This is a genomic window from Actinotalea solisilvae, assembly GCF_016464425.1.
Lineage (GTDB): Bacteria > Actinomycetota > Actinomycetes > Actinomycetales > Cellulomonadaceae > Actinotalea > Actinotalea solisilvae.
This window is the reverse complement of the sequence record NZ_JADDKQ010000015.1, coordinates 44,562-56,282: the sequence shown is the minus strand read 5'-3', so window position 1 is coordinate 56,282 and position 11,721 is coordinate 44,562. Positions and strand designations below refer to the sequence as shown.

7 protein-coding genes and 2 pseudogenes are annotated in these 11,721 nt (G+C 74.0%); 5 read left to right on the top strand and 4 right to left on the bottom strand.

All coding sequences use genetic code 11. The features are described 5' to 3' along the window. Window positions 1–36: 36 nt before the first annotated feature. The 3 genes and pseudogenes from JIG38_RS12790 to JIG38_RS12780 form a co-directional block, all read right to left on the bottom strand. Complete coding sequence (locus tag JIG38_RS12790; protein WP_199424204.1) at window positions 37–1,485, bottom strand: GuaB1 family IMP dehydrogenase-related protein; 1,449 nt, start codon at window positions 1,483–1,485, stop codon at window positions 37–39. 129 nt (window positions 1,486–1,614) lie between these two features. Further along, window positions 1,615–2,517, bottom strand: a complete 903-nt coding sequence (locus JIG38_RS12785; RefSeq protein WP_199424203.1) for a carbohydrate ABC transporter permease — start codon at window positions 2,515–2,517, stop codon at window positions 1,615–1,617. Continuing rightward, window positions 2,514–2,873: pseudogene (locus tag JIG38_RS12780) on the bottom strand (carbohydrate ABC transporter permease); the annotation flags it as partial. The pseudogene JIG38_RS12780 and the gene JIG38_RS12785, both read right to left, overlap by 4 nt. A 64-nt stretch (window positions 2,874–2,937) precedes the next feature. On the opposite strand from JIG38_RS12780, the pseudogene JIG38_RS21060 reads away from it, so the two are divergent. From JIG38_RS21060 to pflA, 5 genes and pseudogenes are all read left to right on the top strand, one after another. Continuing rightward, a pseudogene (locus JIG38_RS21060) lies at window positions 2,938–3,213 on the top strand (glycogen debranching N-terminal domain-containing protein); the annotation flags it as partial. 127 nt (window positions 3,214–3,340) lie between these two features. Continuing rightward, window positions 3,341–5,038, top strand: coding sequence for an amylo-alpha-1,6-glucosidase (locus JIG38_RS12775; protein WP_307844893.1), 1,698 nt, complete (start codon window positions 3,341–3,343; stop codon window positions 5,036–5,038). A gap of 83 nt (window positions 5,039–5,121) precedes the next feature. Continuing rightward, window positions 5,122–7,002 carry a 1-deoxy-D-xylulose-5-phosphate synthase gene (gene dxs, locus JIG38_RS12770; RefSeq protein ID WP_199424202.1) on the top strand — a complete coding sequence of 627 codons (1,881 nt, stop codon included), beginning with the start codon at window positions 5,122–5,124 and terminating at the stop codon, window positions 7,000–7,002. Window positions 7,003–7,145: 143 nt separating this feature from the next. Then, window positions 7,146–9,425, top strand: coding sequence for a formate C-acetyltransferase (gene pflB / locus JIG38_RS12765; protein WP_199424201.1), 2,280 nt, complete (start codon window positions 7,146–7,148; stop codon window positions 9,423–9,425). Between the two features lie 218 nt (window positions 9,426–9,643). Beyond that, window positions 9,644–10,519 carry a pyruvate formate-lyase-activating protein gene (gene pflA, locus JIG38_RS12760; protein WP_199424200.1) on the top strand — a complete coding sequence of 292 codons (876 nt, stop codon included), beginning with the start codon at window positions 9,644–9,646 and terminating at the stop codon, window positions 10,517–10,519. 40 nt (window positions 10,520–10,559) lie between these two features. Here pflA and JIG38_RS20720 read toward each other — a convergent pair whose 3' ends face one another. After that, a complete protein-coding gene (locus tag JIG38_RS20720) occupies window positions 10,560–11,705 on the bottom strand; it encodes a GGDEF domain-containing protein (protein ID WP_199424199.1) in 1,146 nt (381 codons plus the stop codon). Between the last annotated feature and the right edge of the window lie 16 nt (window positions 11,706–11,721).

Genomic DNA, 11,721 nt, shown 5'->3' with positions numbered 1-11,721 from the left:
GCCCGCGCCCACGGCCGTCCGCGTCCACGCCCACGCTCACCAGCCGGCGGGGAGCGGGCGGCCCTCGTCGTAGCCGGCGGCGGACTGCAGACCGACGACGGCGCGCTCGGCGAACTCGTCGAGCGTCGTCGCGCCGGCGTAGGTCATCGCGCTGCGCAGCCCCGACGTGATCTGGTCGAGCAGGTCCTCGACGCCGGGCCGCGCCGGGTCGAGGTACATGCGCGACGACGAGATCCCCTCCTCGTACAGCCCCTTGCGGGCCCGGTCGAACGCCGACCCGCCCTGCGTCCGCGCCGCGACGGCCCGGGCCGACGCCATGCCGAAGCTCTCCTTGTACAGCCGGCCGTCGCCGTCGGCGTGCAGGTCGCCCGGGCTCTCGTGGGTCCCCGCGAACCACGACCCGATCATCACCTGCGACGCGCCCGCGGCGAGCGCGAGCGCGACGTCGCGCGGGTACCGGACGCCGCCGTCGGCCCAGACGTGCGCACCGAGGCGCCGCGCCTCGGCGGCGCAGTCGAGGACCGCGGAGAACTGCGGCCGCCCGACGGCGGTCATCATGCGCGTGGTGCACATCGCGCCCGGGCCCACGCCGACCTTGACGATGTCCGCGCCCGCCTCGACGAGGTCCCGCGTGCCCTCCGCCGTGACGACGTTGCCGGCGGCGACCGGGACGTCGGGGGAGAGGCTGCGCACCGCCGCGAGGGCGTCGAGCATCTTGCGCTGGTGGCCGTGCGCCGTGTCGACCACGAGCACGTCCACGCCGGCCTCGAGCAGCGCGGCCGCCTTGGCCCGGACGTCGCCGTTGATCCCGACGGCCGCGGCGACGCGGAGGCGCCCGCCCTCGTCGACCGCGGGCCGGTAGATCGAGCTGCGCAGGGCACCGGTGCGCGTCAGCACGCCGAGCAGCACGCCGTCCTCGACCACGGGCACGAACCGGCGCCGCGACCGGTGGAGGCGCTCGAACGCGGCCTCGAGCCCGTCCGGCGCGGCGACGACCTCGGCCTCGACGACGGTCGGGTCGGGCGTCATGACGGCCGAGACCTGCGTGAACCGGTCGACGCCCACGCAGTCACCCTCGGCGACGACGCCGACCGGCCGACCGTCCTGCACGACGACGGCCGCCCCGTGCGACCGCTTGCCGATGAGCGTCAGCGCCGTGTGGACGGTGTCCCCGGGGGCCACGACGACGGCGCTCTCGACGACGGTGTGGCGCGCCTTCACGGTGCTCACGACGTCGGCGACGACGTCGGCCGGGATGTCCTGGGGGATGACCGCGACCCCGCCACGCCGCGCGACCGTCTCGGCCATCCGGCGGCCCGAGACGGCGGTCATGTTCGCGACGACCACCGGGATCGTCGTGCCCGTGGCGTCCGAGGCCGTGAGGTCGACGTCGAACCGGGACGTCACCTCGGAGCGGGACGGGACCAGGAAGACGTCGCCGTACGTGAGGTCGGTCGTGGGCTGGTGGCCCGGCAGGAAGCGCATGCGGTCAGGGTACGGGTGGCGCCGCCGGGTCCGGGGCGAGGGAGGTCGGGTCGCCCCGGCGGACGTGCGAGCCACCGGGCGGCCGGGCCGACGTGCTGCCGGCCCGCCGGGCGCAACCTCGCTCCCGGTTCACTCCTTCACCGCGCCCGTCGTGACGTTCATGATCCGGCGCTGGAAGAGGAAGAACAGGATCGCGACCGGGATCGTCATGATCGCCGCCGCACCCAGCTTGAGCGGGAACTGGCTGCCCTGGCCGAGGCTGCCGGCCGCGAGCTGGGCGACGCCCTTGGTGAGGGTCCGCAGCTCCGGGTCCTGCGCGGAGACGATGAAGTGCGAGAGCTCGTTCCACGAGCCCTGGAACGACAGGATGACCAGCGTCACGAGCGCGGGGGTCGCCATCGGCAGCACCACCGACCAGTACGTGCGGAACGGGCCCGCGCCGTCGATCCGGGCCGCCTCCTCGACGCTCTTGGGGATGGACTCGAAGAAGTTCTTCATGATGAAGATCCCGGCGGCGTCCGCGAGGAGCGGGATGATCATGCCCGCGAAGGTGTCGTAGATCCCGAGCTGCTTGATGACCAGGAACTTCGGGATGAGCAGGACGACGCCGGGGACCGCCATGACGGCCACGAGCAGCGCGAACACGAGACCGCGCCCGCGGAACTCGAGCCGGGCGAGCGCGTAGCCGGCGAGCGAGTTGACGAACACGCGGCCGAGCGTCACCAGAATCGTGACGATCGCCGAGTTGCGGAACCAGAGGGGGTAGTCCGACCGCTGCGCGAGCTCCTCGTACGCCTGGTTGGTCCAGGTCGCCGGGACCAGCGACAAGGGCGAGGCGACGGCCTCGGCGTCGCTCTTGAACGACGTCGCGACCTGGACGAGGAAGGGGTAGATGTACAGGAGCGCCACGGCGACGAGCACGACGTAGACGGCGACCGTGCCGATCGTCCGGCGACGCGCCGACCGGTCGGCCCGCCGGTTCCGGCGGACGTCCGCCTCCGTGGCCGCCGGCTGGGCCTGGAGGGCGGTCATCGCTGGGCCCCCGCCCCGGGGACGGCGCCGCTCTCGCCGCTGCGTGCCGTGAGCACGAACCGCTTGCGCGCCGGGACTGTGGTGCGCTCCCGGAGCACCCATCGTTGGAACGCCGTGAACACGACGATGATCGCGAAGAGGACGAAGGCGATCGCTGCGCCGCGGCCCCACTGCTGCTGCTCGAACGACGCCTGGTAGGAGAGGTAGGCGGGGGTGAGCGTGGTCTTCGCCGGGCCGCCCTGCGTGCCGGTGTAGATCTGGTCGAACACCTGCCAGCACCCGATGAGGCCCAGCGTGATGACCGTGAAGAGCGTCGGGCGCAGCATCGGCAGCGTGACGAGCCGGAACCGCTGCCACGGGGGCTGAGACGCCGCAGCGAGGTCACGACGCCATCACGGCCCGACCGTCGAAGGGGCACCGATGGAGCTGCAACCCCTGCTGCACGATCTCCTCGTCGCCGTGGCCGCGCCCACCCAGGTGTGGTCGGGCCCCGACGGGCAGCTGCGCGCCCTCGGGGCCCACGGGCTGTACGAGGGCGACGTCCGGGTCCTGTCCGAGGCGGTGCTCACGGTGGGCGGGCTCGAGCCGGAGGCCGTCGCGGCGGGTCCGGCGGGGCGCGGGTCCGTCGAGGTGGTCGCCCTCGTCCGCGGCACGGACGAGGACCACACCGCGGACCCCACGGTGAGGCTGCGTCGGCGGCGGACCGTCGGGCGCGACGGCCTCGTCGAGTCCGTCGAGGTGAGCGCCGCGGGTCAAGTCCGGGGGACCGGTCGCGGCCCGCGAGCCCGACCCGCCGACCCCGGGCCCCGGCCGTGGCGTGCCCGTGGCACCGGGGAGGGGCCGGGAGTCCGACGCGACGACGGCGCCGCTCCTCGTCTGGTCGGACCCGACGGCCACGGTGACGGTGACGGCGCCCGCGGCCGAGGTCGACCGCGGCGACCCGGCGCGGCCCGTGCTGCGGTGGGTGCTCGACGTCGAACCGGGCCGCCCCGTGAGCGTGACCTGGCGTGCCGCCACGACGCAGGGCGCCGACGCCGTGGTGCTGCCGCCGGTCGGCGCCGCCCCGTGGTCGGTCCCGGACGTCCGGTCGGACGACCCGCGCCTCGCCGCCCTCCTCGCGCGGTCGCTCGACGACCTGGACGGCCTGCGCCTGCGGGCACGCTTCGCGCCCGAGGACACGTTCCTCGCCGCGGGCGCGCCGTGGTTCTTCACGCTCTTCGGGCGCGACTCGCTGTGGGCGGCCCGGATGCTCCTGCCGCTCGGCACCGAGCTCGCCGCCGGGACGCTTCGGACGCTCGCCGCACGCCAGGGCGCCGTCGTCGACCCGCTCACGGCCGAGCAGCCCGGCAAGATCCTGCACGAGGTGCGCTCGCGCGAGCTGCCGCTCGGCGAGGACGGGCGCGTCCTGCCGCCCCTCTACTACGGCACCATCGACGCGACCCCGCTGTGGGTCTGCCTCCTGCACGACGCGTGGCGCTGGGGCATGCCCACCGACGAGGTCGAGGCGCTCCTGCCGGCCGCCGAGCGCGCGCTCGCCTGGATGGTCGAGCACGGTGACGCGGACGGCGACGGGTTCCTCGAGTACCGCGACGAGGGCGGGCACGGCCTCGCGAACCAGGGGTGGAAGGACTCGGGGGACTCGGTCCAGTGGCGGGACGGCCGCCTCGCCGACGGCCCGATCGCGCTGTGCGAGGTCCAGGCGTACGCCCACGAGGCAGCCCTCGGCGGCGCCGCGCTGCTCGACGCGTTCGGGCGACCCGGGGCCGAGCGGTGGCGCGCGTGGGCCGCGCGGCTTGCGGAGCAGTTCCGCGACCAGTTCTGGGTCGCCGACGACGACGGCCCGTACCCGGCCATCGCGCTCGACGCCGCCAAGCGCCCCGTCGACTCCCTGACGAGCAACATCGGGCACCTGCTGGGCACGGGTCTGCTCACGTCCGCCGAGGAGGCCGTCGTCGCCCGGCGCCTCGGCTCGGCCGCGCTCGACTCGGGCTACGGCCTGCGCACGATGTCGACGCACGAGGCCGGCTACTGGCCGCTCAAGTACCACGGCGGCGCTGTGTGGACCCACGACACGGCGATCGTCGCCCAGGGACTCGTCCGGGCCGGCCACGCGGACGTCGCCGCGCGGCTCGTCGCGGGGCTGCTCGCCGCGGCGGGGGAGGTCGGCTTCCGCCTCCCGGAGCTGCACGGTGGCGACGCGCGCGGGGCGGTCCCGGCGCTGGTGCCCTACCCGGCGGCCTGCCGGCCGCAGGCGTGGGCGGCCGCGTCCTCGGTCGCGCTGGTCGGCGCACTGCTCGGGCTCGAGGTGGACGTCCCGGCGGGCTCCGTGCGGGTCCGCCCCGCGGCGCCGTCCGTCGTGGGGGCGCTCGAGGTCGCGGGGCTGCGCGTGCCGGGCGGGACGCTCGACGTCGCCCTCGCAGCCGACGGCACCGTCCGCACGGCGCGGGCCGACGGCCTCGCGGTCGAGGTCCGGGAGGCGCCCGGCAGCGCCGGCAGGCCCCCGGACGGCCGGGAGCCGTGACATGGCCGCCCTCCTCACACCCTCCCCGGACCCCTCACCGCGCCGCCGAGGTCCCGTGGCACCGTGCGCCGTACGATGACCGGATGACCCTGCTGCCCCGGATCACCTCGCCGGCCGACGTCCGTGCGCTGCGACCCGGGCAGCTCGCGCAGCTCGCGGGCGAGATCCGCCAGTTCCTCATCCAGTCGGTCTCGCGCACGGGCGGCCACCTCGGCCCCAACCTGGGCGTCGTCGAGCTCACGCTCGCGCTGCACCGCGTCTTCGAGTCGCCGCGCGACACGCTCGTGTTCGACACCGGCCACCAGTCCTACGTGCACAAGCTGCTCACGGGGCGCGCCGACTTCTCCGACCTGCGCCGCCGCGGCGGCCTCTCGGGGTACCCGAGCCGTGCCGAGTCCGAGCACGACGTCGTCGAGAACTCGCACGCGTCGACCGCCCTCTCGTGGGCCGACGGCATCGCCAAGGCGAACCAGCTCCTCGGACGCACCGACCGGCACGTCGCCGCGGTCATCGGCGACGGCGCCCTCACGGGCGGCATGGCCTGGGAGGCGCTCAACAACATCGCCTCGGGCCACGACCGGCGCCTCGTCGTCGTCGTCAACGACAACGGGCGGTCCTACGACCCGACGATCGGCGGCCTCGCGCACCACCTCGACGTCCTGCGCACGACGCGCGGTTACGAGGACGTGCTCGCGTGGGGCAAGCGCACGCTGCGCCGTTCGGGCCCGCCCGGCCGCCTCGCCTACGAGGCGCTGCACGGCCTCAAGAAGGGCATCAAGGACGTCGTCGCGCCGCAGGGCATGTTCGAGGACCTCGGCATCAAGTACATCGGCCCGGTCGACGGGCACGACGTCGGCCAGGTCGAGCAGGCGCTGCGGCGGGCCAAGGCGTTCGGCGGGCCGGTCATCGTGCACGTGATCACCGAGAAGGGCCGCGGCTACGTGCCGGCGGAGCAGGACGTCGCCGACCGCTTCCACGCGGTCGGCGTCATCCACCCCGAGACGGGCCTGCCCGTGGCGCCGTCGCGCTTCGGCTGGACCTCGGTCTTCGCGGACGAGATGGTGCGCCTCGGCCGTCGCCGGCCCGACGTCGTCGCCATCAGCGCAGCCATGCTCCAGCCGGTCGGCCTCGCGCCGTTCGCGGCCGAGTTCCCCGCGCGCGTGTTCGACGTCGGCATCGCCGAGCAGCACGCCGTGACGTCGGCGGCGGGCATGGCGTTCGCCGGCCTGCACCCCGTCGTCGCGGTGTACGCGACCTTCCTCAACCGCGCGTTCGACCAGGTGCTCATGGACGTCGCGCTCCACCGCGCGGGCGTCACCTTCGTGCTCGACCGCGCGGGCCTCACGGGCGACGACGGCGCGAGCCACAACGGCATGTGGGACATGGCCCTGCTGCGCGTCGTGCCCGGGCTGCGGCTCGCGGCGCCGCGCGACGAGGACACCCTGCGCTCGGCCCTGCGCGCGGCCGTCGACGTCGACGACGCGCCCACGGTCGTCCGCTACCCCAAGGGCCCGCTGCCGGACGCGCTGCCCGCCCTCGAGAGCCACGAGCTCGTCGACGTCCTCGCGCGGCACGAGCCCGCACCCGGCGAGCGGTCGGTGCTCGTCGTCGGCGTCGGCCCGCTCGCGCACACGGCCGTGGAGGCCGGCGGGCTGCTCGCGGCCGAGGGCCTGGGCGCCACGGTCGTCGATCCGCGCTGGGTGCTGCCCGTCCAGCCCGCGCTGGTCAAGCTCGCGGGGGAGCACGACCACGTCGTCGTGCTCGAGGACGGGCTCGTCGAGGGCGGCGTCGGGGCGCTGCTCGCGCAGCGGTGCGACGAGGCGGGGCTCGCGGCGCGCGTCCAGCCCGTCGGCGTGCCCCACGAGTTCCTCGACCACGCGACACGGGCGCAGCTCGTCGAGCAGCTCCGGCTGCGCGCTCCCGACGTCGTGCAGGACGTGCTCACGCGCCTCGCCACGCTCTGACGAGCCGGCTCCGACGAGCCGGCTCGCAGCCGCTCCGGCCGGGAGAACCCCGGCGGCCGGCGAGCCAAAGGTCCCAGGTCATCCTATGAATCGCGCCGTAGCGTCGTGGTATCACAGCCCGACCACCAGGGAGCTCGGTTCGCATGGCCATCACCGCAGACCACACGACGGTCCCCCCGCGGGAGCAGGACGGCCCGCCCGCCGCATGGCAGGGTTTCGTCGCCGGACCGTGGCAGGACGCCGTCGACGTGCGCGACTTCATCCAGCGCAACTACACGCCCTACACGGGTGACGCGTCCTTCCTCGCCGGCCCGACCGAGCGCACGACCGGGATCTGGGCGACGCTCTCCGCGATGTTCCCCGAGGAGCGCGAGCGCGGCGTCTACGACGTCGACGCGAGCACGCCGTCCTCCATCACGGCCCACAAGCCGGGCTACATCGACCAGGGCAACGAGCTCATCGTCGGCCTGCAGACGGACGCGCCGCTCAAGCGCGCGATCATGCCGTACGGCGGCTGGCGCATGGTCGAGGGCGCCCTCAAGACCTACGGCTACGAGGCCGACCCGCAGATCGCGAAGATCTTCACCGAGTACCGCAAGACGCACAACGCCGGCGTGTTCGACGTCTACCCGCCCGACGTCCGCGCCGCGCGCAGCTCCCACCTCATCACGGGCCTGCCCGACGCCTACGGCCGCGGCCGGATCATCGGCGACTACCGCCGCGTCGCGCTCTACGGCGTCGACGGCCTCGTCGCCGCGAAGAAGCTCGAGCGCGCGGCGCTCGACATGGAGCGCTCCACCGAGGACGTCATCCGGGAGCGCGAGGAGATCGCCGAGCAGATCCGCGCCCTGGGCGAGCTCAAGCAGATGGCGGCGTCCTACGGCTACGACATCTCGAAGCCCGCGACGACGGCGCGCGAGGCCGTGCAGTGGCTGTACTTCGCGTACCTGGCGGCGGTCAAGGAGCAGAACGGCGCCGCGATGTCGCTGGGCCGCACCTCGACCTTCCTCGACGTCTACATCCAGCGCGACATCGCCGCGGGGACGCTGACCGAGGAGCGGGCGCAGGAGCTCATCGACGACTTCGTCATCAAGCTGCGGATCGTGCGCTTCCTGCGCACGCCCGAGTACGACGCCCTCTTCTCGGGCGACCCGACGTGGGTCACCGAGTCCATCGCCGGCATCGGCGAGGACGGCCGCCCGCTCGTGACGCGGACGTCGTTCCGCTACCTGCAGACGCTGTACAACCTGGGCCCGGCGCCCGAGCCGAACCTCACCGTGCTGTGGTCGCACAAGCTCCCCGAGGGCTTCAAGCGGTTCTGCGCGCAGGTGTCGATCGACACGTCCGCGATCCAGTACGAGTCGGACGAGCTGGTCCGCGGCCAGTGCGGCGACGACGCGGCCATCGCGTGCTGCGTCTCGGCCATGACCGTCGGCAAGCAGATGCAGTTCTTCGGTGCGCGGGTCAACCTCGCCAAGGCGCTGCTCTACGCGATCAACGGCGGGCGCGACGAGGTCTCGGGCAAGCAGATCGGCCCGGTCACCGTGCCGGTCACCGGCGACGTGCTCGACTACGCCCAGGTGCGCGCGTCCTACGACACGCTGCTCGACTGGCTGGCCCAGACGTACGTGGACGCGCTCAACTGCATCCACTGGTCGCACGACAAGTACGCGTACGAGCGCATCGAGATGGCCCTGCACGACCGGGCGATCCTGCGGACCCTCGCGTGCGGCATCGCCGGTCTCTCGGTCGCGACCGACTCGCTCTCGGCGATCAAGTACGCGACGGTCAAGCCCGTCCGTGACGAGACCGGTCTCGTCGTCGACTACGTGGTCGAGGGCGAGTACCCGACCTACGGCAACGACGACGACCGCGCCGACGAGATCGCGGTCGAGCTGGTGCGCAGCTTCATGGAGAAGATCCGCCGCCAGCCGACGTACCGCAACGCCAAGCACACGCAGTCCGTGCTGACCATCACCTCGAACGTGGTCTACGGCAAGCACACCGGCAACACGCCCGACGGCCGCCGCTCCGGCGAGCCGTTCGCGCCGGGCGCCAACCCGATGAACGGGCGCGACTCGCACGGCATGCTCGCGAGCGCGCTGTCCGTGGCGAAGCTGCCGTACGACGACTCCGAGGACGGCATCTCGCTCACCTCGACCGTCGTGCCCTCGGGCCTCGGCCGGGACCGCGCGGAGCAGGTGACGAACCTCGTCGGCCTCCTCGACGGGTACACCGTCTCGCACGGCTTCCACGTCAACGTCAACGTGCTCAACCGCGAGACCCTCGAGGACGCGATGGAGCACCCGGAGAACTACCCGCAGCTGACCATCCGGGTGTCCGGGTACGCGGTCAACTTCGTCCGCCTGACGCGCGAGCAGCAGCTCGACGTCCTGTCGCGCACCTTCCACGGGGGACTGTGACGCGACGGACGCCACGGCCGCCGGTCCACGCCGGCGGTGCGGGTGACGGGACGGGATGACGGGACGGGGCGCGGTGCCGGGGGGCACCGCGCCCCGTCGCGTCGTCGGGACCACCTGCCGTGCGCACGGCCGCGCCGCTCGGACGGCGCCCGGGACACCCGGCGTGCCGGGGACATTCGTCCCATGACTTTCCCTGGTGGGGGCCGGAGACTGGACCCATGAGCACCAACACCGTCACCGGCGCACCCGTCGTCGAGCTCGACCTCCCGGTCGTCGGCGGCTCGCACGAGCGCTCCTCGGCGGGCACCGCGGGCCTCGAGCTCGCGGACGCCGACCGCTCGGAGCGCTTCGCGCAGATGCGCGCCGGCGAGCTCGGGTCGCTGCACTCGTGGGAGCTCGTGACGGCGGTCGACGGCCCCGGGACGCGCCTGACGGCGTTCCTGTCGGGCTGCCCGCTGCGGTGCCTCTACTGCCACAACCCCGACACCATGGAGATGCGGCGCGGCGAGCCCGTCCTGGCCGACGAGCTGCTCGCGCGCATCCGCCGCTACGTGCCCGTGCTCCAGGTCACCCACGGCGGCGTGACCTTCTCCGGCGGCGAGCCGCTCATGCAGCCCGCGTTCCTCGCGCGGCTCCTGCGCGGCGCGAAGGAGATGGGCCTGCACACCGCGGTCGACACCTCCGGCTTCCTCGGGGCGCACTGCTCGGACGCGATGCTCGACGACGTCGACCTCGTGCTCCTCGACGTCAAGTCGGGCCTGCCCGAGACCTACCGCAAGGTCACCGGGCGCGACCTGCAGCCGACGCTCGACTTCGGCCGCCGGCTCGCCGCTCGCGGCACCGAGATCTGGATCCGCTTCGTGCTCGTCCCGGGCCTCACCGACGACGAGGAGAACGTCCAGGCGGTCGCGGACTACGTCGCGACCCTGCCGACGGTCACGCGCGTCGAGGTCCTGCCGTTCCACCAGATGGGGCGCGACAAGTGGGAGTCCCTCGGCATGCGCTACGAGCTCGACGGCGTCGCGGCGCCGAGCCCCGAGCTCGTCGAGCGCGTGCGCGGCCAGTTCCGCGACAAGGGCCTCACGGTCTACTGAGCCGCACCCCGAGGCCGCAGACCTCGCGCGGGAGGCGGGCTCAGGGAGTGCCGGCGACGTCGGCGGTCGCGGCCTGCGTGCCGACCCCGACCGTGCGGTTGCGGCCCGTGGCCTTCGCCTCGTAGAGCGCGCGGTCCGCGCGCGCGAGGAGCGCCTCGGCGCTCTCGCCCGCCCGCCAGCACGTGACGCCCGCGGAGACGGTGACCCGCAGGCCCGGGGCGACGTCTGCCCAGTCGTGGGACTCGACGGCCTCGCGCAGCCGCTCGACGGCCCGCTCGGCGTCCGGCCCCGCGGTCGGCGCGGCCAGCAGGAGCGCGAACTCCTCGCCGCCGAAGCGGGCGAAGTGGTCCTGCGTGCGCACCGTGCGCTCGGCCACGCGGCAGAGCTCGGCCAGGACGGCGTCGCCGACGCCGTGGCCGTGGGTGTCGTTGACGAGCTTGAAGGCGTCCACGTCGAGGATCGCGACGGCGAACGGCCGGGTGCCGCGCTCGGCCCGCGCGCGCTCCTCGGTCAGCGCGGTCATGAAGGAGCGCCGGTTCGGCACGCCCGTGAGCTCGTCGATCGTCGCGAGCGCGTGGACGCGCGCGAGCGCGGCGCTGAGCTCGGCGTTCTTGGCCGACAGCTGGGCGCGCAGCGAGCCGAAGCGCGAGCCGATGAGCGTGAGCTGGTGCACGGACAGGACGAAGTACGCCCACAGGAGCAGCAGGTCGACGTCGCCCGTCCCCGGGTGCCCGAAGCGCCCGCGGACGAGCAGCAGCGCCGTGGCGAGCCCGCCCGCGACCCACCACTTCGCGACGCTGAACTGCCGGGGGCTGAACGACACCATCGCGAACGTGAACGTCACGAGGACGGCGACGAGGAAGAGCGTCCACAGCCGCGGCGCGAGCACGAGGTAGACGAGCTGGACCACGAAGCTCGAGGTCATCTGCGGGACGACGAGCGCCGGGTCGCGCAGGCGCCGGTTCCAGCCCGTGCGCACGAGGAGGGCGAAGGTCGTGGTCGTCACGAGGATCGTCGCCGCGAACGCGACGGCGACGGGCAGCGGAGCCGCGCCGGTCGTCGCGAAGAGCAGGACCATGACGGCCTGGAGCACCGCGTTGCCGACGCCGATGAGCGTCATCCGGACGCGGTGCCCCTGCCGCCGCGCCTCGCGGGCGACGGCGTCCTCGGCCGTGTCGGTCGTCACACCCTGACCATCGGCC

Bases quoted from the DNA above. Each gene is read 5' to 3' on its own strand.
- JIG38_RS12790 (WP_199424204.1), bottom strand. From the start codon at position 1,485: ATGCGCTTCCTGCCGGGCCACCAGCCCACGACCGACCTCACGTACGGC.
- JIG38_RS12785 (WP_199424203.1), bottom strand. From the start codon at position 2,517: ATGACCGCCCTCCAGGCCCAGCCGGCGGCCACGGAGGCGGACGTCCGC.
- dxs (WP_199424202.1), top strand. From the start codon at position 5,122: ATGACCCTGCTGCCCCGGATCACCTCGCCGGCCGACGTCCGTGCGCTG.
- pflB (WP_199424201.1), top strand. From the start codon at position 7,146: ATGGCCATCACCGCAGACCACACGACGGTCCCCCCGCGGGAGCAGGAC.
- pflA (WP_199424200.1), top strand. From the start codon at position 9,644: ATGAGCACCAACACCGTCACCGGCGCACCCGTCGTCGAGCTCGACCTC.